Consider the following 23,513-nt stretch of genomic DNA (forward strand, 5'->3'; position numbering starts at 1 on the left):
TCACTGTACTACTCCTACAAGGTGGAGGCGTTCCAGCGGCATGTCGGCAATGCAGCCGTTTCAGATCAAGGACTTGTCTACCGAATTGCAATACTTCACCTGCTGGGCGAGATGAACTTAAGCGGGAATCTCTGGCTGCCAAGGATACCCGGGCGACTGTCACCACGTTTTGTGACCCACTCATGGTTGCAGCACGACTTTAATCACTTCATCCTTATAATCAGCTAGCATTTCAAAGGCGTCCCTGACCTGCGAGAGCGGCAGGGTATGGGTCACGATGGCGTTCACGTCAATCCGCCCACTCTGGACATATTCAATAGCCCGTGGATAGATGTCGCCCATCCGCCGCGAGAGTTTAATGGTCAGTCCTTTGCGCCGCACCTGTGAACCCGTCAAGGTAAACTCGTCGCCATCAGGAATGCCCACCAGCACCACCTTACCGCCGATCCGGGCCGCCTCGGTGGCGTGGCGCGGCCCCAGGGGACTGGTGGTGGCCTCGATCACCACGTCAGCTCCGCGTGTGGGCGTGTCCTTGACTGAGGCGAGGTAACTGGGCACGTCGGCAAACACCGAAGTCGCGCCGAGTTCGAGGGCCTTATCACGGCGGTAGTCCAGCGGGTCGATCACGGCAATGGTCAGTGCGCCGCTGATGCGGGCCAGCATCTGAATATACAGACCGATGGTTCCGGCTCCGAGAATGGCCAGGTGGCTGCCGGGACGCAGCTTGGCCAGGTCGAGCGCGTGCATGGCCACGCCCAGCGGTTCGAGCAAAGCTGCCTGAGCCGCCGTGAAGGTTGACGGCACCGGGTATACCGTGCCGAACGGCACGGCGATGTACTGCGCCATCGCCCCCGGATAGGGCGGACCGCCGACAAAAATCATGTTGGGGCACAGATGGTGGTTGCCCTCGTGACACCAGAAGCAGTGACCGCACGGCTGGGCCGGATCGACGGCAACCAGTGTCCCGTCAGCCAAACCATACGGCTCCCCAGTGCCTTCGGCCACCACGCCCGCGAATTCGTGACCAGGGGTGAACGCCTCACTCACCACCGCCGAGCCGATTTTGCCTTCATGCCAGTAGTGCAAGTCCGAGCCGCAAACGCTGTTGGCCTGTACCCGGATAAGCACCTCGCCGGGCTGGGCTACGGGCCTAGCGATCTGCCCGAACTCGATGTGATGAGCGCCGCGCATGATCGCAGCGGGCATCATGCATGAAACAGAAGCGGCGGGTTGTTGCGGATCAGTGATCGTCACTGGCATTCCCCTTTAAGGACGGCACCTAACTTGAAAAGAGACAGGAGAGTATTGAGCTGGCATTGAAAGAGAAAAGGTATCTATTGAAACGGTTCTGTCAGGTTAACTGAGCGTCATATGGAGCGTGAGTCCAGATACTCCTGAGTTCGAGGCCTAGTGCAAGCAACCCGTTCTCAGACATCTCAAATATTACGTTTTAAACAATATCACCTACCGGATATTCGTTATTAGGATTACAAAAGTAGAGTGGTATGAGTCACTAAGTACAACCAGACTGCCGTTTCGGAATTCCGCGTCTTGGGCATCGTCGGGAATGGACGCGCCTGGGCACGCCACTCCTCCAAAGCGGCTTCTTGAGCAGAACAGACTCACATCATGGGCCTGCCCGCACCTATCGGGCCTGCCCGCTCCGCTCGGTTTACCTAAAGATAAACGTTGTTGTACCTAAACACTTAACTTGACAGAACCGCCAGAACCCCCACAGGTTATAAATCAAGACTCTGGGGAACGATGACAAGGTCACGGACCGTGATATTGCGTGGCCGTGTCAGCATGAACATGACGGCCTCAGCGACTTCCTTGGCTTCCATCAGGCTACCGTCCGCCAGAGCTTCATCGCGTTTGGACTGAGGCCAGTCATTGATGAGCGCCGTTACGACCGGCCCCGGCAAAACGGCACCGACGCGCAGACCATGCTTGGCGACCTGTCTGCGTACAGTATGGACAAAAGCCTGCACGGCATATTTGGACGCCGTGTAAATTGGCTCCACCACGACCGGTACCACGCCAGCGACTGAACTCGTCACGATGATATCGCCACTCTTTCGTTCGATCATATGAGGCAGCACAGCTTGAATAGTACGGAAAGTGGCGTTGACGTTCAGGTTGAGCATCCGGTCCCAAGCGTCGGGATCACCGGTAGCGACCTCACCTCCAACGTAGGAACCGGCGTTGGCGTGAAAGATGTCGAGTTGGCCCGCCGCCTCTAGAATCTGCGGCAACATGGTTGCGACACTTGCCTTGTCGAGCAGATCGATGACAAGCGGGATGGCGTTAGAGCCGATCTCGGCACACTGCTCAGTAAGCGCTTCTTCCGCTCTGTCTATCAAGACGACCTTAGCACCCGCAGCGACCATGTGTCTGGCGCATTCGAGTCCGATCCCAGAGGCGGCACCCGTCACTGCCGCCACCTTGCCCGCAAGTCTTTGTTCCATTTATAACCATCTCCCAGAAGTGCAGGTCAAGCGCGGCCACTGGACATACGCGAGCGCCGTGACAAGGAATCGACAATGACGGCAACCGCCAAAACCGCGCCGGTGATCATGTACCGAATCGACGATGACAGGTCGAGCAGCGTCAGGCCGCTGGAGATCGCTTGGATGACGATGATCCCGAGCAGGGCCGAATAAGCGCTGCCGCGCCCACCGAACAGACTGGTGCCGCCAATCACCGCCGCAGCAATGGCATTGAGGTTGACGTCGCCGGTTCCGGCCTGTTGGCTCGCCGAAGCCAGCCGCGACGCCGCCAGTATGCCGCCAAGGGCCGCCAGCGTCGAACAGATCATGAAAGCGCTCATGTAAATGCGGCGCACATTGATGCCCGAACGCCTCGCCGCTTCGGGATTGCCGCCAACAGCGGTCAGCGAACGCCCCCACTGCGTCTGCTTCAAAGCGTAATTCATCGCGACAACCAGGCCGACAAACAACGCAAATATCCACGGCACACCGCGCGTCTTGTTGAGATAAAAGACGACGAATTCCAAGCCGATGAAAATTGCCAACGCTTTAGTCGCGGTGGCGACCACTGGTTGCGTCGACAGACCAGACACTTTACGGCGCTGCTCCGTTCGGTAGTCTGCCGCGAAGACACCCACTGCAGCTAAAGCGACGAGCGCGTAAGCCAACCAGTTCGGCACCGTCAGGAGCTGCCCGAATGAAACCAGCGGCGAGCCGAAAGGCAAGTTAATCGAACCCGTCGAGCGCAGGATATAAAGTTGCAGCCCGAGAAAGGCAAGCAGCCCTGAAAGAGTCGACACGAAACTCGGCATACCGAGCCAATTGAAAAGGAAAGCGTAGGCTGCGCCGATAAGCGCACCAATGACGAGCGCGGCGACAATAGCCAACAGCACGGGCCAGCCCTGATTCACCCACAAGGTGCCAACGAGCGCTGAGGCGAAGCCGCTGACCGAGCCGACCGACAGATCGATCTGCGCCACCATCAGCACACAGACGATACCGAGCGAAATCACGCCGATTGTCGAGGAATCGAACAACAGATTGGCGAGGTTACTGCTCGACAAGAAAACCGGGTTGAGGATTTGGAAGACGGTGCAGATGATGATGAGGCCCACAATCACAGGCAGGAAGCCGAGATCGCCCGATTTGACCCGGGTGATGAAGGCTTCGATTGCGCCGCCGATGCCGGTCGCGTGCTTGACACGGACGTCGGCGCGGTCGAGCAGTGGAGTGTCGGAAGAACCGTCTTGCGGCTGACTCATGACCTTGCCTCATTTGAATGTTCGAGCTGGGCACGACGCCCGGCACGCCGAGTGACGGAGTTTTCAGATGCGCCGGTGATGGCGCTGACCAGTTCTTCGTTCGAAGCGTCGGGCGTGAGGATGCCGTTGTTGCGCCCGAGCCGGAGCACCACGATTCGGTCGGCGACGGCACGAACATCTTCCATGTTGTGGCTAATCATCAGCACGCCGAGGCCACGCGCACGCACCCGCTCGATGAGGTCGAGCACCTCCGCCGTCTGCGCGACGCCGAGGGCCGCCGTCGGCTCATCAAGCATGATCAGTTTTGGCTTGAGCAGCAGCGATCTGGCGATGGCGACGGTCTGGCGCTGGCCGCCTGAAAGTGAGGCGATCGGTTCCCGCACGCTTGGAATGCGGGCCGAGAGTTCGTTGAGGAGCGTCCAAGCGCGAATTTCCATCCCCACTTCGTCGAGATGCCAAGGTCCTTGCTCGCGCCCCAGGAAGATGTTGGCGACGACATCGAGATTTTCGCACAGGGCCAAGTCTTGGAAGACCGTCGCAATGCCAAGATTGAGGGCCGTCGACGGATCGACGAGCTTTACTGGTTTACCAGCAAAAAAAATCTCTCCTGCGCTCGGCTGATGGACGCCAGCAAGAACCTTGACCAGTGTCGACTTGCCAGCACCGTTGTCACCGACAAGCGCAACAACTTCACCGGCATGAACGTCAAATTCGATATCGCTGAGCGCCGAGACGGCACCGAAATGCTTGGAGATGCCGCGCAGGCTGAGCACCGGCTCTCCGCGAGGGACTGCATTTTCTGGAAAATCACTCATTTCATCTGGCCTTCCCCTTGCTGATTGGAAGAGGTTTGCAGCAAGGGTCGTCCACCTGTCAGGCGGACGACCCTTGCGCAACGTTTACGGGTTGATGCCAAGCTTCTTGCAAGCGTCTTCGTAACCCTTGCAAAGCACGGCGGTAGCGATAATCGGCTGACCGTTGAGTTTCTTATCAATGACCTCAGCCTTGAGATTCTCGGCGGTGATCAATGTCGGTACGAAAAGTTTAGAAGGTGTATTGAAGAGCGTCTTATCGGCCTTCGGCTTCTCACCTTTGAGGAGCGCTACGGCCACGTCTGCGGCAGCGCCTGCCACGATCTCACTTGGTTTTAAGATCGTATTGTACTGAAGGCCCGCGACGATGTACTGCAACCCCGCAATCGTCGCGTCGTTGCCGGTGACCGGCGGAACCGGATTGACGCCCGCCGCGCTGAACGCCGCGACCGCGCCGCCTGCCGTGCCGTCATTGGCGGCGACGACGCCAACAATCTTCTTGCCAAAGCGCGTGATCTGGCCGCTTGCCCACTGCTGAGCCTTACTCGGTGCCCACTCTGGGGTGTCGTATTCGGCAAGGGGCTTGTAGCCTCCGGACGCGAGGCCCGCATGAACGCCCTTCTTGATCAGGCCAGCGGCAGCGTCCGTTGGCGAACCGTTGATTTCTAAAACGCCACTCCCGCTCGGCATATTCATCTTCTTGAGGTGGTCGACGAGGGACGTTGCGATCAGCCTGCCAATCGCTTCATTGTCAAAGGAGACGTAGTAATCGGCTTTCGCGTTCGGAATGGGACGGTCATACGCGATCACTTTGACGCCTTGCCCTTGGGCCCGCTTGACCAGAGAAGCTGCCGCCGCTGTATCGACCGCGTCCAAGACGATTGCCTTTGCGCCCTGAGAGATCGCGGAATTGAACTGCTGCTGCTGTTTGGTGGCGTCTCCATCGGCGTTCAAATAGATTACCTTGCAGGTCGGACACAGCTTTTTCATTTGAGCGAGAAAGCCCGGATAGTCGTGCTGCTCATAGCGCGTGGAAGCCTGATCTGGCATGAGGAACGCGACAGTCGTATTGCTCAAGGTTTGAGCGTTGGCCTGTGCGCCAAGAAAGGCACTCAGCAAAGCGGCAGAAAGAGCAAAGGGACGTTTCATAGGATTCCTCCAGAACAAAAACGGTGTGCGGGGAGCAGTTTCCAAAGCATGCAAGAGAGCCAGAGCCGTCTGAAACGGCACAGGTGATTCTCGCAGAAGTCTTGAGCATTTGAGCTTTGGCTGAGCAATAGTTAATCATGGTCGAATTGCCCTGTCAACCCGGTCGCCCTTATCAGGCGTTTTGTCTGCGCGAGGCTTTGCCAAATCTCCGAATATAAAAGGCAAAAGTGCCGAGCGGCCGCACTTTCAGGGGAATAATCATCAAGCGGCTAGGCCTCACCTCTTGACTTCCGAAGAGTGGTGAGTCATTAATAAAGCAGGTTCTTTGATCTTTTGCTCACGACCTGAGAAAATACTTGGAACAAATGCTCAAATTTGCCCGTTTGAGGCTCCGGCATGCCTGACCTCATTCGCGTTGTCTAGTTCATTTGGCCCTGAAAACTCTCTCCGAATTTCATTCCCTCTTTACCCAGGAGTCCCATGTCGCTCACTCCACATCACTCTGCCGCTCCCGACCGCTACAACACTGATGAGCTGACCAATTTAGCCACCCTGTATTACATTGACGGCCTCACCCAAGAGGAGCTATCTAAGCGCTTCGAGGTGTCGCGGGCTACTATCGGGCGGATGTTGCGTCGGGCGCAGGAAGAGGGCATCGTCGAAATCCGGGTGCGCCAGAGTCCCAAACAGAGTGATGACCTCCAGCACGCCTTGGTACAGCGCTTCGGCATTATGCGGGCCATCCTGACGCCCGACCATACCGACCCCGACAAGCAGCGCGGGATGCTGGCAAGCTTAGTGGCGGGCTACCTTGACAAGACCCTGCAAGACGGCATGATCGTGGCAGTGGGCATGGGCCGCAACATCAACGCGGTCTCAGACCACGCTATTTCTACTGCGTCCAGAAGCTGCACGTTTGTCTGCGCCATCGGCGGCTCGTACCTGGGCGGCGAGGCCATGAACCCCGACCATATCTGCCGCCGCCTGGCCGCACAGTTTGGCGGTGAGAGCGAAACCCTATATGCGCCCGCGCTGGTGGGCAATCCTGAGATTGTTCGGCAACTCACCGAGAATCTCACTGTGCGTCAGACCTTAGATAAGGCCCGCCGCGCTGATCTGGCACTGGTCGGGGTGGGCGATCTGTCGGCGGATAGCAACATGGTGCGTATGGGCTGGTTCTCGCCGAGCGAATTGGCTGAGGCCAAACGCATCGGCACGGTGGGCGATTTGATGGGCTACGACTTTCTGGATATTCATGGCCGCAGCGCCGCCACCCAGATTCAGGGCCGGGTGGTGGGCCTAAGCGTGAGTGATCTCAAACGCATTCCAAATGTGATCGCTATGGCGAGCGAGCCGTCCAAGATAACAGCTATTCTGGGAGCGCTTAGAACTGGGGCAATCAACACACTGGCGACCAGTGTTTCAAACGCTACGACCCTGCTACAAATGGATGAGGCCATTAGCTTGGGACGCCAGACGATTGTGAGCGGGGTGAGCTAACTAAGCTCGACTTTGGCCATTGCACACGGTCAGGCAGCGTAGCAAGTCTACCATTCTCCTCTACCGATGAAGAGGCGCGATTTTGACTTCGTCACCAGTATCAAAATTGGTGCGCCCTACTGAGGGTGACCCAGTTTTGCGTTTCTTCAGGCATTTCCGTGCAGCGGTGCAGCGTGTCGGATGCGCTCCCTGAGAAACTGCAGACACTTGACGACGTGCTCAGCTAGCCTATCTTCCGCAGAACTCCAAGTCGTGGTAGAGCGACGTGAAGTGGAGACTGATGTGGTCGGCCTCCACCTGTCGAGCCGCATTGCATTTATTACCGCTGAAATGCCGCTGCACTTGAGAAACCTGATCTGTCGCGAGCGCCAGCCTCGGCATTTACGATGTTACAGCTTGGAAGGAAGTGACTTTCTGACCAACTCTCAATTCACCGCGCCGCGTACGAACATCAACGCAGTCGTGTATTCGGGAGCGCTAGGAGTATCTTCAGTTTCAAAATCTTCCAGCACGGCTAAGAGCCGGCGCTTGAGCTCACTGGCCTTCTCACGGCTCAAGTGGATGCGACCGATGTTCAAAAGGAACGGCTCGTCGCCCAAGAACAGCTCGTTGGCCGGACCATGCTGAGTGCCGATCAAAAAGTTGACGCTCCCAGCGCTGCTCTCCAACCAGAAGCCCCAGTGCGGTGAACGTTCACGCAAAACGCGGACACTATGGCCGATCAGGATTTCGATCCGGGGTATGAGTTGGGCGGAGGCAAAAGCTTCGAGGGTTTCCGCGCCCGTGACCTCGTAGGGAATGAACCACCGCCCCGGCATACTGTAGCGTTTGATGGCCCGGCCCGCACTGGCATTTTGTCGCTCGACCACAGCCATTTGTGCTTGTACAAGCTTACCTAGCAGGTAATGGGCGCGCTGAAGACTGACGCTCAAATGCGCCGCTGCCTCCGATGCGCTACATTCCGAACGCATCAAGAAGTCTAGGAGTGGACGCAGTTTGATATCCAGCAGCAGGGCCGCCTGTTCCGCGTTGGCTGTCCGCACATCATCCATGCAGTAGAGATTAAGCCAACGCTTGTTTAAAAATCGCATTCCATCTGGAGTTGGCTTGGCACACACTTTTTGAATGACTCCCCATCTCTGGAACCGCTCATTTATGATCTGGCTGCTCGGCACGGCTCAGAGCCAGCTGGGATCGGCACTGGCAAGCATCGCCCTGAGTTTTCTGGTGCTGCACCAGACTGGCTCGGCGGGCCAGATGGCGCTGACCCTGGCCTGTGCGCTGGCCCCTAATATATTGATGCCCCTCGCCGGGGCGCTCATTGACCGCATGAATCTGAAAGTGCCGCTAATCAGCGCGGACGTGGCGCGCGGCCTCCTGCAACTGACGGTGGGTGGGCTGGCGCTGGCCTGGGGTGAAGTGCCGCTGTGGCTGGTCAATGGAGCGGCCGTGCTGACCGGGCTGGCGGGTATCTTTGCGGAACCGGCCAGTAGCGCTGCCGTTCCCGCACTGGTGTCAGAAAAGGAGCTGGCGCGGGCCAATGGCTTGATCGGCGGCGTCAATCAGGGTGCATGGTTGCTGGGAACGCTGGTGGGCGGGTATCTGGTCACAGCTTCCTCACCTGCCCTCGCCATCGTGCTGGACGGCGTGAGTTTTCTGGTAATGGGGGCGCTGCTGCTGCTGGTTCAACTGCCTAAGCGCGAGTTGAAAACCGAACAGCCCGAATCCCTGCTGAGCAGCGTTGCCAGCGGCCTGCGGCTGATGCGCCGCTCACGGGTTCTGGTGTTCCTTCCGTTTATCGCGCTGCTACTAAATGCCAGCCTCGCGCCGGTGCAGGTGCTGCTGCCCAAACTGCTACTCGGGGGCGCTGGAGCGGAAGGTTACGGGCAGTATCTTGCTGCTGAGAGCGCCGGGATGCTGGCCGCTTCCACACTGCTGGCGCTGATCGGCTCGCGGCTGCCGCTACGGCGCACGGTCGCGCTGGGGCTGGCCTTGCTGGGCGCTTCACTGTTCTTGCTAACCCGTTTCGTCACACCTCCGAGCCTGCTAGGCGTAGCTGCGCTGATGGGCGTTGCCATCGCTGCCACCAACACGCCCATCATTACACTGATGCAGCAGATGGTTCCGTCCGCTTTTCTAGGCCGCACCTTCAGTGTACTGGGCACCGTTTCCACGCTGGGGATGCCTTTAACGCTGCTTGCTCTTTCGCCTATAGTCGATCATTACCCGGCAGCCCTGTTCTTCACAGTGGCAGGCAGCGTAACCCTGCTAATGACGGTGGCGTGGGCAGTCGTGGCGCTGTCCGAGCGCAAGAGTCCGAACCTGATCACCGAACCCCGGGGCGTTCATGTGGGCTGATACGGATTCCAGAATGGTGTTAGCTTTTGTGACGGCACCATTCTGAAATCCGTACTTTTCCTTCTCCCCTTGGTCGGGTTTCGCATATATTGCAAAACTGTTCAACCGGAGTCCTTATGATTTGTTATTACTTCCAGATCAACTTAGTAGCTTATGTGAACTGAAGCAGCGCAGCGTCCCTAGCACGCCCAGCGAGGGCATACCAAACGGTTTTGGCAAGTTGTTGGCGTAGGGTGAGGCCGTGCTGATCGACCAGAAGCTCCCAGCATATTGATTCCCGCTTTCGATCATCGGTCATGCCGTCTGGCTCTACCATCACTATGCACTGAGTCACCGAGACGTGGAGGAACTGCTCTTCGGACGGGGCATTGAGGTGTCTCGCGAGTCGATCCGCACCTGGTGCATCAATTTCAGCAGTGAATTCGCCCAGAATTTATGCTACAAGGAACCCCGCCGGGGTTCCTTGTAGCATCTGGACGAGATGCACGTGGTCGTCGGTGGGGTGACCCATTGTCTGTGGGGGGCTGCCGACGACCACGGTGCGGTGCTTGATGTGCTTCTCCAACGGCAGCGCTATACCTCAGTGGCGACGTCATTTTTCCGACGTCTGCTAAATGAATATGACGTTTTAGAAACAGTTGTCACCGACAAATTGGCAAGCGACGGAGCGGCTATCCGTGAGTTTCCGTTACTGAACGATGTTGATCACCGGCAGGTCATCTCAACCGCCCGGTGCAACAACTTGATTGAACAATCTCATCGGCCTACACGACGTCAGGAACGGAGCCAACTGGGCTTCCAGCAAGTCAAAAGGGCGCAAGGTTTTCTCGATCTACACGCCAGAATCACCAATTCGCACGGTACCGTCCGCTCTATTTGCCACTGACCGCCGATACGAGTTGATCCTTGCCCTGCAAGGCTGGAGAGCCGTCGTGCAGGTGGCCTGAATCTCAAATCACCTGCTGCTGGTGCTCCTCATTCTTCCTTACCGACAACAACTTGCCAGAACCCCTGCACCGCCGTTAACGCCAACTGAATAATCATCGGGTCATCACTGCTTCTCGCCAAACTTAAAATGCCGTCGACCAGATTAGCGCTCAGTACCAACTGCGACTCTCACAGAAAAAGGAACGTCTGACGGAGAACCGGCTCATGAAGTTGTCCCCTTACGCCTCTGCTACTGTCTTGGAGATGATTCAGGCGACTTTAACCGTTGACGCGAGCGCGTCTGGATTGGATGCTGCTTACGGTGCAGTATTCTTGGCTGACGATGGAACGCGGCTGGAAGTGAGTGGTGGGATGCCGCGGAGCGGCTTTCAAGAGGTAACGGCAGTGATGGCGGCGTTGCCGTACCTTCCGGTAGGGTGGTTTCTCAAGACCGTCGTGGTGGATGCCCAGGTGGAAGAGTTGCGGGCGGTGCTGTGCGTGATGTACCCCAAGGTGATTGTGGTGCAGGTGCTCAGGAACAGTACCGCTGAGCATGCCCGTGCGGATACCTTGGCCCGTGAAGCCCGGTATGCCATCTCACCGCCGCGTCCGGCGGTTTCGTCGGTGCAGAGTCCGGGGGTGGCGGTGTTGACCATGAGTAGCGTCGATCAGGAGGCCCCAGTGTTTGCCGTTGCGTTCTGGTTTGAGGGTAAAGTGCAGACCGTTGTGGACAGTGTGGCACGTCAGCAGACGCGGACGTTGACCAGTCGGGTGCTGCGGGCGGCGTCGCAGCAGGTCATTCCGGCTGGGTATGCGTTGGTGTTGGCACAAGACGCCAATCGCCGTAGTGTTGATCCGGAGTGGGGGGCGAGTGGGCCGCAACTGGCGACGTTGAGGCGGGCGGCGGCGGCGGCCATGAAGGCACAGTTGGCCTTGAGGTGAGGACCTCAGCGTGGTAAAGTGGTCGGTACTGATGGGGACGATCCGGTCTCGACAGTGTAGGTGAAAAGTGAAGTAGCGAGTCGAGGATGATCGTTGGCCTCGTTAATCATCGGTCAAGCCTTTTAAATGGCAACAACAACGAAGTTCAGTTCCAATTTGCGGCCTAAACCCCTGCACAGCAACTGCAAAGCCCGGCTATTGGCGTTGTAGAAGCTGACACAAAAGATAGCTAGCAATAGGTTGCATCTCACGGCCTAAAGCGAAAATAAAGTGAGGTTGCCTCTTTGAGCAGCGTGTCCGTGTGCGGCTTGGGAGTAAGACAAATCACGAACTACACTCGTAGAAGCTAGCTTGAAGCGACATTGGACGCGGGTTCGACTCCCGCCGTCTCCACCATCAAAACAGGCCACACGGACTTCAGTCCATGTGGCCTGTTTCATATTTCAAGTTGTGCGTTGTTTTAGGGTCTGACTAGCATTGGAACAGGAATTCTCGAGATAAAGCCGCAGCCTGCTGTGTTAGTTCACCATCCGTAGTGAGGGGAGCAGATCCCACTCCCCTTGCTGAATGTAAGAAATTGCTGCCTGAGCGGTACGGGAGACGACCGGATCCCGGCATTCCAAAGCCAGAGCTTGGAGATCCTGCTCCGCCTGGAAACCAGGGTCAATCCGAGCGATCCTCAGCAGCCGGTCGAGTGACTGCCGAGGCGTCAGGTTGGGATCGTTCATTCCCTGACGCAGCACGGCAGCGACGTGATCGTCGATGTTCCTGCGCCAGTGAGCGGCCCATTCGGAGTCGTTACCGGGAAGAAACGGGCCCTGGTAGAGCTGTTCGACTTGCGCTGGGTCAACTTGCATCAAGACATCTTGGGCGTCGCAACGCAGCTCGAAGTTCTTGGCGATTGTCCAAGCAGAGTTTTCCCGTCCGCGTCCCGGCGAGACGATCAACGGCACGGCCGGTAGGCCAAGGTCAGTTTGTAGCGCTTTAATCTGGGTGTTGAGGCTCTGACGGGCACTCCTGGCTGACTGTCGACCGCGCCGTAAATCCTTGTCGGACCACAGCGCGTCAGCGACGCTGTCTTGCTGCGTACCGGGTTCGAGCAGGACGTACGTCAGCGCTTGGAGTGCTTTGTCGAGGACGGCGTTCACCGGCGTGCCGTTGAGTGTCAAGGACACTTGGCCGAGCGTGCGGAGATGCAGAGTTCTGGAGAGCGCCACCTTAGGAGCGTGCTGGTGGCGCTGGAAACTCGGTGGTCCCCACCCCTCGGTGAGGACGACGGCCAGCAATGCAGGGAAGAGACCAAGGACGCGGAAGAGGTCGTGTTCATGCGTGATCTTGCCTTCGGCCCAGGCGAAGTTCAAAGCAAGGTGTTCTTGCCGAAGCTCGCCTCGGCGGCGCAACAGCTCGGCTCGGAGAACCAGGAGAGCGTTCGTTGGACGCTCATCAGGAGGATGAGTGCTGAGGAACTCCACAGCAACGTCCATACTCTCCTGCTCTTTGTTCTGAGCGAACAGCAGGTAAGCCTTTGGAATGAACCCCCTAGAGAGGACCAACGGCCAAGCCACTTTGCCCCGACCAGCCGTTAGGCTGATCACAGCGCGAAGGAGCATTCATGCCAGGACGCAATCACAGCCGTGAATTCAAGCTTCAGGTCGTCAACCAAATCAATTCAAGCCAGCGAACGACCGCTCAACTCAGCCGGGAACATGGTTTAGTGCCCAGCCTGATCCACCGTTGGCGCAAAGAGGTCGAGGCGCGCGGAGAAGCCGCCTTCACCGACGGCGTGGCCACAGATCGCAGCGCCGAGCTGCGGATTGCTGAGCTGGAGCGGTATTGCGGCCAACTTGCCTTAGAAAACACCATCTTGAAAAAATCGCTGGCGACGTACCGCTTGAACAAAGGCACCAAATGATCTCGGATGCGCGACACGCGCATCCCACGGTGTCGGTGCGCCGCCTGTGTGAGCTGCATGCGGTCAGTCGGTCGTGGTACCTCCGTCAACGAAACCGCGCAGTCATCGACCAAGATCAACGACTCGCTACTGACATTGAAGCAGTGGTGCTGAAGTGGAACGGCTATGGGTATCGGCGGGTCACTCGCGAACTGGCACGCAGCGGGCAGTCCATCAATCACAAACGCGTTCTGCGGGTCATGCGGGAACATCGCTTATTGTGTCGACCCAAGCGGCGTTACCAGCGCACCACCGATTCCACTCACAGCGAGAAACGCTTCCCCTGAGGTGCTCCCAAAAACCGATCCGGGTCAGGATGGAGTCTCCGGCGGGCGGCGAGTTGAGGCAAACTGCGCTGCGAATGCTCCTGGAGCGAGATTTCCCAGTGCCGAGTGCGGCCTGATGTCATTATAGTCGATCCTCCACTTCTCAATCTTCTCAGCGGCGTCATCCAACGACAGAAACCAGTGGGTATTCAGGCACTCGTCCCGGAAACTGCCATTAAATGATTCGATGTATCCGTTGTCTTGAGGGCGTCCTGGACGGGAAAAATCAAGGGTGACTTGGCGCTGATACGCCCACAGGTCTAGCGCTTTGCTGATGAACTCACTCCCATTGTCGACTCGGATCTTGCCAGGGGCCCCACGGCCCCTGGCGGCCTCGGTCACCACTTCGACCACCCGCTCGGCTTTGATACTTTGATCGACGTGGATTGCCAGGCACTCCCGTGTGAAAATGTCGATCAAGGTCAGGGATCGAAAGCGTTTACCATTAAATAGTGCGTCTGAGACGAAATCCATCGCCCAGACCTGGTTGGCCTGGATAGGTTCTTCTCGCGTCGCGCGATGCGCGGCACATACCCGGCGTCGAGGTCGCTTCATCCGCAGATTGAGCCCAGCTTGTTTGTAGAGCCGGTAAATTCGTTTGTGATTGATCTTCCAGCCTTCACGGGCCATCAAGACATGAATACGCCGGTAGCCATATCGTACCCGCGTCTGGGAGATCTCGGTCATCCGCTTCAGGATGACTGGCTCCTGAGTGTCCACCAGCGGTTGATACCGCTGGACGGAACGCCACACCTTGAGCACCCGACACGCTCGCCGCTCGCTGATCCGATACGCCCGCCGCAGATGAGTGACTAAAACGCGCTGCTGGACGGGCTTTAGAGCTTTTTTGCAATCACATCTTGGAGCATGGCTTTGTCCAGACTCAGGTCGGCGACCAACGCTTTGAGCTTGCGGTTCTCCTCTTCGAGCTGCTTCAGACGGCGTAACTCACTCAGACCCAGACCGCTATACTTCTTTTTCCAGTTGAAGAACGTCGATTCAGCGACGCCCATTTTCCGACAGACTTCACCGATAGTAACACCGGTTTCTACTTGTTTGAGCGCGAAGCTGATCTGTTCATCGGTGAACTTTTTTCCCTTCATGCTGACCTCCGGGGACGTCGTCCCTCAGTGTGCCAGATACTCCATTCTCATATGGCTCGGTTTTCCGGGAGCACGTCACCCCAATCTGCTCCCACAAGTGATTCCAACCCAACCAGATCAGGTCTGGCAAGCTGATCTGACGTATGTGAGGGTGAAGCAGGGTTTCGTCTACTTGGCATGCGTGCTGGACAGTTTCACGCGTGAGATCGTGGGCTGGTCAATGTCAAAGTTTATCGACGCCGACCTATCACTGGCCGCGCTGAATAACGCGCTTGCTGCTCGCAATCCAGCACCTGGACTCCTTCATCACTCTGATCAAGGTGTCCAATATGCCAGCCGGCTCTATATCGCCCGCCTGCGGGCGATGGGTATCACGCCAAGTATGTCCAGAAGAGGCAATCCCTACGACAACGCTCGCATGGAAAGTTTCTACAAAACTCTCAAAACAGAGGAGGTTGATCTTCAAGATTATGCTGATCTGGACGATGCACAGCGCCATGTGAACCACTTCATCGGTAAGCTTTACAACCAAGAACGCCTGCATTCCAGTCTCGGCTACGTCCCACCTGCCGAGTTCGCCGCCCGCTATCATCCAGCCTAGAAGTGACTTGCCTGCTGGTCCTGCGCTTTGGGTTCACTCCACTTCAAGGTCACCTGGGTGCTCTTGATAGGATTGCCGTCGGGGTACTCCTGAAAGAACAGTTTATCGTAAATGAGCTGAGCATCCTGAATGTTCCCGTCCAGGAGTTCATCGTAGACAAAATAAGACAAGCTATCGCCTACTCCGAGCATGTTTTTTTCAGCCAGGAACAGCTCAAAGGCCCGCTTTCCCGCCATGATCGCCAGCTCTTTTTGTCCCTGAGCGTGACGGAGACCGGCCAGGGGCAGGGAGAGCATCGAGGTACCGAGCGGATATCGACTTTCACACATCAGCAAAAATTCGTCCAGAATCGCGTCTGCTTCTGCCAGGCGGCCCAACGCGACGTAGTAAGGAGCGAGGTGGGCCACCATGGGAACAGAGCGGTTCAGGAAACCGTGGTGCCGCCCAGCAACATGCGTGCGTTCGTACTCTTCGAGGGCCTCGTCACTTCGGCCGAGCTGCTCCAGCAGATAGGCTTTGGTGGTCACGCAGGCCAGCAGGCCGCTGATGTCCCCCAGGCGCTGTGCACGGTCAACGGCTTCCTGAGCTATGCCAAGCCCTTCCTCAAGGCGGGATGTGCTCGACAGCGCGCCGGCCTTGGTACGCAGAAGGCGAATGCAATCTGCTTCGTCCGTGGCGATTGCCAGTCCCGCATCAGCGTATGCTACCGATTCGAGTGGATTGCCAGCACGGAACGAACTGATCACCAATACGAAGTAGGACATGGCCGTGACCAGTTCGGGAGACGCGATCAAGCGCAGCGCGAGTTCCCTGCCGGCTGAACCTTCGCCGGTTTCGATCAACGCGACGGCCATCAGCGCTTGAAGTTGAGGTGACAGGAGCGTCAACGTCACCGGCCCCAGCGTTTCCCGAACGAGTAGCCAATCGGAGTACTGAATCCACTGCGGCGTCAGCATCTCGGCCAGCCGGATCACGTCGGCCATCTCGCGTGCTTCCCAGAACCAATGCAGCGCTTGATACGGCAAGTCCTGCTGCTCTAAAGAGCGGGCAAAGCGCAGGTATACTCCCCGCGCCCGATGCGGATTCCTGTTGAGTTCGGCCCTGAGGAATGCCCGCACCACGTCGTGCGGCACAAAACGCTGATCTTCGAGAGGCGTAAGCGGCACGCCGGCCTGCTGGATCAGGGTGAAGCCGCTGACACCGGAAGTCAAGATCGGGAAGTCCTCCGGGGTCCAAGTGTCCTTTATGGCCAGCGTGAGCAGGGTCTCTTTCAGCGGTGCGGGCAGTGGGATGAACAGCTGTTCGACCAGCAGACGGGCCGGGAGCGGCGCGTTTTGGCGTCGACCGTGGATGGCCAGCATGACCGCCGCAGGCCAGCCCTGGTACTGCGCTTGCAGCGCCTGGATCGCTTCGTTGGGCTCGCCCAGCTGGTCAGCGAGCTTGTGCGCTTCGGTTTCCGTGAACGGCAGGGTATTGACGGTGAAGATCAGCGCTTCTCCACGCGCCAGGAACGGCGCGGCGTTGAACGCGCCTTCGTCGTGCTGCGCCAAGAAGAAGCGGTGACCATCCCCCACGGCACTGAGTAAGGTGGTAAAAACCCGACCAGATTCCACGCTCAGGAATTCCCCGGCATCGAGAATGATGTTCAGGTCGTCCTCATGGTCGTTGAGGTCGGTTGTGATCGCACCAAGTAGGATGTCGCGGCTGTCTTGCTGCTCGTCGAGCTGCTCCCAAGCGGACTGCGGCACCCTATGGTGTTTGCAGACCTGCGCCAGGGAACGCAAAAACGAACGCGGGTCTTTGTCATCCTCGCCCAGACGCAGCCAGAGGGTATTCTCCGGGTGGCGGCGGGCGTATTGCGCCAGGGTGGTGGTCTTGCCGTACCCGGAAGGGCCTGAAAAGACAATCACCCTGGCCAGGGTGTGCTGCTCGATGGCCTCAAGAAGCCGGGTTCGTTCGAGCTCCGTCGGAAAGGAGGTGGGCGGCGAGAAGCGAGTCTCAAGCCGCCCACGTCGTCGAGCGGGCCGCGAACCGTTCATCTCGCCATCATAAGCGAGGTCATCTTCCCTGATGCTGACAAAGCTGGGGTCTCCAAGGCTCACTGCTGGAAGAAGCGAATCAGACGTTGATTGCCGTGGATGCAGCGGTGAAAAGACCGTATGCAGCATTTGGGGCCGTCATTCTTTGTCCTGATGGGATACGTTTTGAAGCGAGTGGTTCGCTGCCACGGACGGCGTGGCAAGAGGTGACGGCGGCGCTCGTGGCGTTGCGGTATGAGCCGGTTCACTTTGGGAACGACGGACTACTCGTAGATGCTTGCTTGAAGTGACTCCGGACGCGGGTTCGACTCCCGCCGTCTCCACCATTCAGAGAGAAGCCCACCTGACGTTCGAGGTGGGCTTCTCTCAGCTCTAAGGACAGATTTCTTTCATGTTAAATGATTCAAAGTTAAGCGGTTTACAACTATTTACAACTGCCATTTACCTTAAGGTCACAGGTTACCAACTGCTTTTTCCGGTTCTGTCCGTGCGCCCGTTTCCCAGACCCGACCTCACCCGCTTGTCACACGCCCTCCCCAATGCCCTCTCCCAGCAAGTGACTTCACAACTCAACAATCAGAATCCGTATCACCGCACCAATGCACTCTGGAGGTCGGTCATGACTCAAATCCATCAAGTGTTCCGCAATGCCGTGAGCAATTCTCTCTACATCCCGACGCTCAATGCCCCTGGGGCCTTGATTCCTGGCCAGATGTGGAACTGCAAGTCTGCACCCGCCTCACAAGAAATCCACGACCCCTGACAGGCGAGCAATTTCACGCACCCGCGTGAGTTCTCGCCTCGTTGCATTCCACCTCAACACACCCATCCGTAATACCGACCACCCTCAACCGGGCAGGAACCACCCTTGACCCTGCTCACACTCAAGAGCGGAGGCACCACACCATGAAACGACTGCTCTTGACCGCCCTGCTCCTCGCCCCCCTCACTGCTCAGGCTCGCAATGACCTGAGCACCACCCTCACCACCACCCAGGCCACCCGGCAAAACCTCACCCTCACTCTCGGCCCCGGTGCACTCGCCACCCTCACCTTTCCCGAAGCCGTCACGGATGCCACCGTCACCCGCAGCGGCTTGATTGACACGAAGATCGTGGGCAACCGCATCCTGCTTGCTGGACTCGCCAGTAGCGGCAACACGCCGATTCAGATCACCACCGAAACGCAGGTCTACACCTGGCGCGTGCAGCTCAGCAGTGACGCGGCAGGCAGCATCGTCAGCGTCACGATCACTGACCCTTCAAGCGCGCGCACTCCAGCTCAGAGTGCCCCTGCTTTTCCGAGCACTGCTGCTCCTCCACCCGTCAACCGGGGGGTGGTCACGCCGCAAAGTCAAGGCATCCTGCCTGACCAACCCCGCAGCGCCGTGCAAATCATGGACTCGCAAGGCGATGTCAGGAGCACGCCGATGCCCAGCAGTGCCAGTCCGGTGGACGTGCGGTTGAGTGCCAGCCGGGATGAGGACACGGTCGTTTTGCAATACCGCCTGCAAGCCAGCACAGCGGATGCGACGTTTGACGAGCGGCAATTAAGCGTGACGGGTGCAGTGGTAAGACCCACGCTGAGTACCTTCAAAGTGAACGCCGGGCAAGTCCGCTACGGCACCGTCACCATCGGCGCTTCGCCCAGTCTGGACAGCTTGCCGGTTCACTGGGTGTACCGCGTGGGGATGAACACCGTGATGGTGGATCAGCAGGTGGCGGTCCGCTGATGCCCAGTGCCCAAGTGCATACCAGCGTCAACCTGGCCGCTTTAGTGGTTGGGTTGGGCGTGGGGGCATTGCTGGGGTTGCTGCGGGCTGAAGCGTGGCAGCCGTTCAGCCTGGGCTGTGCGTTTAGCACGTTTCTGTTCTCGCCGGATCTGGATCTGGCAGCGTCGGTGCGGGTGGACTCCCGGAAGAACTGGGGTTGCTGGGGACGCTGTGGATGCCGTTTGGGAAGCTGGTGAAGCACCGTGGGGTGACGCATAGGTTTGTGCGTGGTTCGGTGGTGTTGCTTGGCGTACCTGAGTGTGAAGGTGCTGCTGGTGGGAGTGATGTCATGGCCGGTGGTGAGTGCGCTGTCTTGACGGATTCCTATGGTGCTGGTGGGGTGGGGGCTGTTGGGACTGGTGAGCGCGCATGCGATTCATTTGGTGCTGGATGGAGTTCGGCCTTGGGATTGGCGGCGCTGGTGAGACCCCCAGGAATATATAGGTAATCAGAATGGATATATAACCTGAACACCCTCTCCCTCAACACCCACGCTCAGGCCTACGCAGACGCCAGAAAACCACCCCGAACCCTTAACGCACCCGCCTTCAACCCTTGTATATATCCCAACCCACGAGGAACCCCAACCCATGACCCCACCCACTCCACAAGAACTCATCACCACCCTCAAAACCCACGCCCAACTCTCCTTCATGCAACACAACCGCCTACGCCTCAACGCCACCGAACAAAAACAACCCACCCACACCCAATACCACCTCATCCTCACCCGCGCCCGCACCCTCATGACCGAACACCACATCACCACCACCCTCAACCACCTCGGCATCCACCGCGCCGACGTCGCCACCCAAATCCTCGACCCCAAAAACCAAATCAGCGAAGCAAAAGCCGGACCCCACATCGTCCGCGCCAGCAGCAATCCCTTCCAAGAAGAAAATCTCTACTACCTTCCCCCAGATGAACTCCTCCCCCCACCCACACTCACCCCCAGCCAAGAACCCGCCTGGCTCACCACACACTCCACTCAACCCACCCCCGACTATCAACCCCCACGCGATCTCGTCCAGCTCGCCCTCGATACCCCACCAGACCCCACTCCCCAAACCGAAACCGAAGCGCCACCCATCCCATTCACCGAACCCCTCACCGCGCCTGAATCCGCACCTGAACTCACCGCCAGCCCGCACACCATCACGCCACCCGAACTTCCCGTCAGCACCCTAGAAATCACCACCCCACCCACCCCACCCACCCCACCACCCGCACAACCCAATCCCGATCCCACCCCAGCGCCACTCCCCACCGCCCCAAAACGCGACACCCGACAAAAACGCAAATCCATCGGAGAAGCCTTAATGCACCTCGGTTACGGCGACGTCCAGACCCACGAACTCAGCGACTACAAGCTCGACGACACCCTCCTCAAAACTGGGCGCATCAACGAATTTCAGGCTGCTCAAGCACAAGCCGATGCCAGAAACCTCCAGTACATCGACATCACCGACGACCCCCCACACTCCGACGTCGCCCACCTCATCGACGAACACACCGCCAAAACCCACCGCGTCTACCCCCACCACCAAGAAAGTGACGGCACCCTCTACATCCTCACCGACAGCCCAGCCCGCGAAACCCTCATCAAAACCGCCGTCACCGAACGCACCAACCGCCACCCCATCACCCTCCACGTCGTCACCCCCACCGCCCTCGACCGTCTCATCCGAGACCACTACACCAACGCCACCGCCCTCAAAGACCTCCACACCGAATTCAGCCAACACACCACCCCCGAAATCGACCTCGAAGACACCGACAACGCCGTCAAACGCTTCGTGCGCAACACCATCCTCACCGCCACCCTCAAAAACGCCAGCGACATCCACTTCGAACCCCAAGAAGACGGCCTGCGCGTCCGGTACCGCATCGACAAACACCTAAGGCCCGCCACCGAGGCCCTCCCCAAAGCCAGTACCGACAACATCATCCGCGTCCTCAAGCTCATGGCCGGTATGGACCTCGGCAACAACCGCGAACCCCAGGACGCCCGCATCACCCTCAAAGTCGGCACCGCCCGCATCAACCTCCGCGTCTCCTGCCTCCCCCAGACCGAAGGTCACGAAAAAATCGTCTGCCGCGTCCTCAGAGAAGCCAAAGACATCCCCGACATCGAGGGGCTCCACATGACCCCCCAGACCCTCACTCGCTTCTCCCACCTCATCCACCTCGCTGACGGCATGGTCCTCGTCACCGGCCCCACCGGATCAGGCAAGAGCTTCAGTCTCTACAGCGCTCTCAAGCGCATCGCCACTCCAGAAAAAAACACCCAGACCATCGAAGACCCCGTCGAATACCAACTCCAGGGCCTCAATCAATCCCAGATCAACGCCGAGATCGGCTACACCTTCGCCAAAGCCCTCCGAAGCGCCATGCGCCAGGACCCCGACATCATCCTCCTCGGCGAAATTCGCGACGAAGAAACCGCCAGAGTCGCCATCGCTGCCGCCAACACCGGCCACCTCCTGCTCTCCACCCTCCACACCAACGACGCCGCCAGCGCCATTCAACGCCTCAGAAACATCGGCCTGGAGAACTACAACATCGCCCCCGCCCTCCGGGGCGTCCTCGCCCAGCGCCTCATCCGCAAACTCTGCCCCATCTGCTCAACCCCCACCACCCTCCCCCCACGCGCCGCAGACGCCCTCAAACACGCCCGCCTCAGCTTCACCGACGAAAGCCGCACCCCCAACCACAACGGCTGCAACGCCTGCGAACGCGGCCACAAAGGCCTCGTCCCCATTCACGAACTCCTCATCGTCGACGAACACCTCCGCGACCTCATCACCACCCAGGCCACCACCGACACCCTCGCCAATGCCGCCCGCGCCACCGGCATGATCGACCTCCTCACCGACGGCTACCTCAAAGCCTCGCAAGGCCTCATCACCGTCCAGGACCTCGAAGCCGCTGTCAACACCCAACTCAATCCCAAAGATGAGGCCACCCCATGACCACCCACTCCACCCCCATCCCCTTCATCCCTACCATCGACGACTTGAACGCCATCCTCGAAGACGCCGTCACCCTCGGAGCCAGCGACATCGTCCTCAAAGCCCTCTCCAAACCCATCATGAAACTCCACGGCCACTGGCACCGCATCGACGACCTCCCACCCCTCACCATCAACGACGTTCAAGAAGTCCTCAAACTCATCATCGGCGACAACCGCTACGCCGCCTTCCAAAGCACCAAAGAAGCTGACTTCCAGCTCGGCACCCCCACCTGCCGCTTCCGCGTCAACGCCGCCCTCCAACGCGGCGGCCCCTTCCTCACCTTCCGCCCCATCCCCGCCTTACCCCCCAATCTCGACGATCTCCAACTCCTCGAAGAAGACCGCATCCTGGCCGTCCTCAAAAACCTCATCGCTCTCCCGCGCGGCCTGATCCTCGTCACTGGCCCCACCGGCAGCGGAAAATCCACCACCCTCGCCGCCATGATCAACCACCTCAACCACACCCAAAAACGCCACATCATCACCATCGAAGACCCCATCGAATTCCTCCACCCCGACATCAACTGCGTCATTGAACAGCGCGAAGTCGGCCAGGACACCCACGGCTTCTCCCAGGCCCTCAGAGGCGTCTTACGCCAAACACCAGACGTCATCCTCGTCGGCGAGATGCGCGACCCCGAAACCATCGAAGCGGCCATCACCGCCGCCGAAACCGGACACCTCGTCATCAGCACCGTCCACACCAACAGCGCCCCAGAGAGCATCAGCCGCATCCTCGACGTCATGCCCGGCGACCGGCAAAATCAGATCAAGACCCAACTCGCCGCCACCCTCAAAGCTGTCATCACCCAGCAGCTCGTCCCTAAAGCCACCGGGGAGGGTCGCCAGATCGTGCTGGAAATCATGATCGTCGATAAGGTCTTGGGCAGCCTCATCACCTCCGACAATAAAAACACCCTCGCGGCCTACTACGACCACATGCACTCCCACGCGGACGACGGCAACACCATGATGGACCGCCATCTCGCCATCGCCGTCAAAATGGGCCGCGTCACCGCCGCCAGCGCAGAATCCCGTGTCGTTGAACGCAAACGCTACGACAGCTACATGTCCACTCTCAACATCCGCGAAACCCCCACCACCCGCGCCAACCCCTTCACCCGCCGCTAGTCACCCCTCAATCCAACCACCCGCGCAGCCCGTCACAGGCCGACGCGTTCACTGCACCTATGGCCTTCCAAGCCCACAACTCACCGCGCGAAGCCGCCCACCCTTGACCCCCACACACTGGAATACACAGCCGCGCCCCA

Annotated in this window: 20 protein-coding genes, 1 other RNA gene and 1 pseudogene; 13 read left to right on the top strand and 9 right to left on the bottom strand. The window is 58.6% G+C overall.

Translation table 11 applies throughout. The annotated features are described in order from the left end of the window. Positions 1 to 180 precede the first annotated feature (180 nt). The 5 genes from EHF33_RS15410 to EHF33_RS15430 all read right to left on the bottom strand — a co-directional run bounded on the left by EHF33_RS15410 (position 181) and on the right by EHF33_RS15430 (position 5,712). Positions 181 to 1,254, bottom strand: coding sequence for a zinc-dependent alcohol dehydrogenase (locus EHF33_RS15410; protein WP_164473558.1), 1,074 nt, complete (start codon positions 1,252 to 1,254; stop codon positions 181 to 183). Between the two features lie 485 nt (positions 1,255 to 1,739). Then, positions 1,740 to 2,468: an SDR family oxidoreductase gene (locus tag EHF33_RS15415; RefSeq protein ID WP_124873762.1), complete on the bottom strand. Its 729-nt coding sequence runs from the start codon at positions 2,466 to 2,468 to the stop codon at positions 1,740 to 1,742. A 26-nt stretch (positions 2,469 to 2,494) separates the two neighbouring features. Then, a complete protein-coding gene (locus EHF33_RS15420) occupies positions 2,495 to 3,751 on the bottom strand; it encodes a sugar ABC transporter permease (RefSeq protein WP_124873764.1) in 1,257 nt (418 codons plus the stop codon). Continuing rightward, positions 3,748 to 4,566 (bottom strand): ATP-binding cassette domain-containing protein, encoded by an 819-nt coding sequence (locus tag EHF33_RS15425; protein WP_124873766.1) that lies wholly within the window; start codon positions 4,564 to 4,566, stop codon positions 3,748 to 3,750. Before EHF33_RS15425 ends, EHF33_RS15420 begins: the two co-directional genes overlap by 4 nt. 84 nt (positions 4,567 to 4,650) lie before the next feature. Further along, a complete protein-coding gene (locus EHF33_RS15430) occupies positions 4,651 to 5,712 on the bottom strand; it encodes an ABC transporter substrate-binding protein (protein WP_124873768.1) in 1,062 nt (353 codons plus the stop codon). Between the two features lie 480 nt (positions 5,713 to 6,192). Here EHF33_RS15430 and EHF33_RS15435 point away from each other — a divergent pair, with 480 nt between their 5' ends. After that, positions 6,193 to 7,212 (top strand): sugar-binding transcriptional regulator, encoded by a 1,020-nt coding sequence (locus tag EHF33_RS15435; protein ID WP_124873770.1) that lies wholly within the window; start codon positions 6,193 to 6,195, stop codon positions 7,210 to 7,212. Between the two features lie 425 nt (positions 7,213 to 7,637). On the opposite strand, the gene EHF33_RS15440 is transcribed toward EHF33_RS15435, so the two are convergent. Then, a complete protein-coding gene (locus tag EHF33_RS15440; protein ID WP_124873772.1) occupies positions 7,638 to 8,264 on the bottom strand; it encodes a helix-turn-helix domain-containing protein in 627 nt (208 codons plus the stop codon). Positions 8,265 to 8,337: 73 nt separating this feature from the next. On the opposite strand from EHF33_RS15440, the gene EHF33_RS15445 reads away from it, so the two are divergent. The 4 genes and pseudogenes from EHF33_RS15445 to ssrA all read left to right on the top strand — a co-directional run bounded on the left by EHF33_RS15445 (position 8,338) and on the right by ssrA (position 11,835). Continuing rightward, positions 8,338 to 9,570, top strand: coding sequence for an MFS transporter (locus EHF33_RS15445; protein WP_124873774.1), 1,233 nt, complete (start codon positions 8,338 to 8,340; stop codon positions 9,568 to 9,570). Positions 9,571 to 9,856: 286 nt separating this feature from the next. Continuing rightward, positions 9,857 to 10,444 (top strand): annotated as a pseudogene (locus EHF33_RS15450) (IS6 family transposase); the annotation flags it as partial. A 425-nt stretch (positions 10,445 to 10,869) separates the two neighbouring features. Continuing rightward, positions 10,870 to 11,439 carry a hypothetical protein gene (locus EHF33_RS15455; protein ID WP_124873778.1) on the top strand — a complete coding sequence of 190 codons (570 nt, stop codon included), beginning with the start codon at positions 10,870 to 10,872 and terminating at the stop codon, positions 11,437 to 11,439. Positions 11,440 to 11,472: 33 nt separating this feature from the next. Further along, positions 11,473 to 11,835: a transfer-messenger RNA gene (gene ssrA, locus EHF33_RS15460) on the top strand. Between the two features lie 122 nt (positions 11,836 to 11,957). Here the strand turns inward: ssrA and EHF33_RS15465 are convergent. Further along, a complete protein-coding gene (locus EHF33_RS15465; RefSeq protein WP_124873780.1) occupies positions 11,958 to 12,923 on the bottom strand; it encodes a hypothetical protein in 966 nt (321 codons plus the stop codon). A 128-nt stretch (positions 12,924 to 13,051) separates the two neighbouring features. Here EHF33_RS15465 and EHF33_RS15470 point away from each other — a divergent pair, with 128 nt between their 5' ends. Continuing rightward, the gene (locus tag EHF33_RS15470; protein WP_124867807.1) at positions 13,052 to 13,351 is read left to right on the top strand and encodes a transposase; all 300 of its coding nucleotides are present in this window, start codon (positions 13,052 to 13,054) and stop codon (positions 13,349 to 13,351) included. Next, positions 13,348 to 13,677 (top strand): IS3 family transposase, encoded by a 330-nt coding sequence (locus EHF33_RS15475; protein ID WP_124873782.1) that lies wholly within the window; start codon positions 13,348 to 13,350, stop codon positions 13,675 to 13,677. The genes EHF33_RS15470 and EHF33_RS15475 overlap by 4 nt, the downstream gene beginning before the upstream one ends. A gap of 24 nt (positions 13,678 to 13,701) precedes the next feature. On the opposite strand, the gene EHF33_RS15480 is transcribed toward EHF33_RS15475, so the two are convergent. Next, positions 13,702 to 14,819, bottom strand: a protein-coding gene (locus tag EHF33_RS15480) for an IS3 family transposase (protein WP_124873238.1) whose coding sequence is annotated in 2 segments (ribosomal slippage) — positions 13,702 to 14,567 and positions 14,567 to 14,819 — 1,119 coding nt in all. Because the reading frame shifts where the segments join, the coding sequence is not laid out codon by codon here. Between EHF33_RS15480 and EHF33_RS15485 the strand changes: the two genes are divergently transcribed. Further along, entirely contained in the window at positions 14,818 to 15,420 is a 603-nt protein-coding gene (locus tag EHF33_RS15485; RefSeq protein WP_277425545.1) for an IS3 family transposase, read from the top strand. The genes EHF33_RS15480 and EHF33_RS15485 overlap by 2 nt on opposite strands. On the opposite strand, the gene EHF33_RS15490 is transcribed toward EHF33_RS15485, so the two are convergent. Next, a complete protein-coding gene (locus tag EHF33_RS15490; protein ID WP_124873786.1) occupies positions 15,417 to 17,588 on the bottom strand; it encodes an AAA family ATPase in 2,172 nt (723 codons plus the stop codon). The two genes, EHF33_RS15485 and EHF33_RS15490, sit on opposite strands and share 4 nt — an antisense overlap. Before the next feature lie 262 nt (positions 17,589 to 17,850). Between EHF33_RS15490 and EHF33_RS15495 the strand changes: the two genes are divergently transcribed. The 5 genes from EHF33_RS15495 (at position 17,851) to EHF33_RS15515 (ending at position 23,373) form a co-directional block, all read left to right on the top strand. Then, positions 17,851 to 18,222: a hypothetical protein gene (locus EHF33_RS15495; protein WP_124873788.1), complete on the top strand. Its 372-nt coding sequence runs from the start codon at positions 17,851 to 17,853 to the stop codon at positions 18,220 to 18,222. A 143-nt stretch (positions 18,223 to 18,365) separates the two neighbouring features. Next, positions 18,366 to 19,190, top strand: a complete 825-nt coding sequence (locus tag EHF33_RS15500; RefSeq protein ID WP_124873790.1) for a hypothetical protein — start codon at positions 18,366 to 18,368, stop codon at positions 19,188 to 19,190. Further along, a complete protein-coding gene (locus tag EHF33_RS21960; protein ID WP_124873792.1) occupies positions 19,190 to 19,426 on the top strand; it encodes a DUF2227 family putative metal-binding protein in 237 nt (78 codons plus the stop codon). Before EHF33_RS15500 ends, EHF33_RS21960 begins: the two co-directional genes overlap by 1 nt. 393 nt (positions 19,427 to 19,819) lie before the next feature. Further along, positions 19,820 to 22,201 carry a GspE/PulE family protein gene (locus EHF33_RS15510; protein WP_124873794.1) on the top strand — a complete coding sequence of 794 codons (2,382 nt, stop codon included), beginning with the start codon at positions 19,820 to 19,822 and terminating at the stop codon, positions 22,199 to 22,201. Beyond that, positions 22,198 to 23,373 carry a type IV pilus twitching motility protein PilT gene (locus EHF33_RS15515; protein ID WP_124873796.1) on the top strand — a complete coding sequence of 392 codons (1,176 nt, stop codon included), beginning with the start codon at positions 22,198 to 22,200 and terminating at the stop codon, positions 23,371 to 23,373. Before EHF33_RS15510 ends, EHF33_RS15515 begins: the two co-directional genes overlap by 4 nt. Positions 23,374 to 23,513 lie beyond the last annotated feature (140 nt).

Source organism: Deinococcus psychrotolerans, assembly GCF_003860465.1.
Classification (GTDB): domain Bacteria; phylum Deinococcota; class Deinococci; order Deinococcales; family Deinococcaceae; genus Deinococcus; species Deinococcus psychrotolerans.

What these genes read in the sequence shown, in the direction of transcription:
- EHF33_RS15415 (WP_124873762.1), bottom strand. Translation starts at nt 2,468, where the DNA reads ATGGAACAAAGACTTGCGGGCAAGGTGGCGGCAGTGACGGGTGCCGCC.
- EHF33_RS15420 (WP_124873764.1), bottom strand. Translation starts at nt 3,751, where the DNA reads ATGAGTCAGCCGCAAGACGGTTCTTCCGACACTCCACTGCTCGACCGC.
- EHF33_RS15425 (WP_124873766.1), bottom strand. Translation starts at nt 4,566, where the DNA reads ATGAGTGATTTTCCAGAAAATGCAGTCCCTCGCGGAGAGCCGGTGCTC.
- EHF33_RS15430 (WP_124873768.1), bottom strand. Translation starts at nt 5,712, where the DNA reads ATGAAACGTCCCTTTGCTCTTTCTGCCGCTTTGCTGAGTGCCTTTCTT.
- EHF33_RS15435 (WP_124873770.1), top strand. Translation starts at nt 6,193, where the DNA reads ATGTCGCTCACTCCACATCACTCTGCCGCTCCCGACCGCTACAACACT.
- EHF33_RS15440 (WP_124873772.1), bottom strand. Translation starts at nt 8,264, where the DNA reads ATGGATGATGTGCGGACAGCCAACGCGGAACAGGCGGCCCTGCTGCTG.
- EHF33_RS15445 (WP_124873774.1), top strand. Translation starts at nt 8,338, where the DNA reads ATGACTCCCCATCTCTGGAACCGCTCATTTATGATCTGGCTGCTCGGC.
- EHF33_RS15455 (WP_124873778.1), top strand. Translation starts at nt 10,870, where the DNA reads ATGCCGCGGAGCGGCTTTCAAGAGGTAACGGCAGTGATGGCGGCGTTG.
- EHF33_RS15465 (WP_124873780.1), bottom strand. Translation starts at nt 12,923, where the DNA reads ATGGACGTTGCTGTGGAGTTCCTCAGCACTCATCCTCCTGATGAGCGT.
- EHF33_RS15470 (WP_124867807.1), top strand. Translation starts at nt 13,052, where the DNA reads ATGCCAGGACGCAATCACAGCCGTGAATTCAAGCTTCAGGTCGTCAAC.
- EHF33_RS15475 (WP_124873782.1), top strand. Translation starts at nt 13,348, where the DNA reads ATGATCTCGGATGCGCGACACGCGCATCCCACGGTGTCGGTGCGCCGC.
- EHF33_RS15485 (WP_277425545.1), top strand. Translation starts at nt 14,818, where the DNA reads ATGCTGACCTCCGGGGACGTCGTCCCTCAGTGTGCCAGATACTCCATT.
- EHF33_RS15490 (WP_124873786.1), bottom strand. Translation starts at nt 17,588, where the DNA reads ATGCTGCATACGGTCTTTTCACCGCTGCATCCACGGCAATCAACGTCT.
- EHF33_RS15495 (WP_124873788.1), top strand. Translation starts at nt 17,851, where the DNA reads ATGTTAAATGATTCAAAGTTAAGCGGTTTACAACTATTTACAACTGCC.
- EHF33_RS15500 (WP_124873790.1), top strand. Translation starts at nt 18,366, where the DNA reads ATGAAACGACTGCTCTTGACCGCCCTGCTCCTCGCCCCCCTCACTGCT.
- EHF33_RS21960 (WP_124873792.1), top strand. Translation starts at nt 19,190, where the DNA reads ATGCCCAGTGCCCAAGTGCATACCAGCGTCAACCTGGCCGCTTTAGTG.
- EHF33_RS15510 (WP_124873794.1), top strand. Translation starts at nt 19,820, where the DNA reads ATGACCCCACCCACTCCACAAGAACTCATCACCACCCTCAAAACCCAC.
- EHF33_RS15515 (WP_124873796.1), top strand. Translation starts at nt 22,198, where the DNA reads ATGACCACCCACTCCACCCCCATCCCCTTCATCCCTACCATCGACGAC.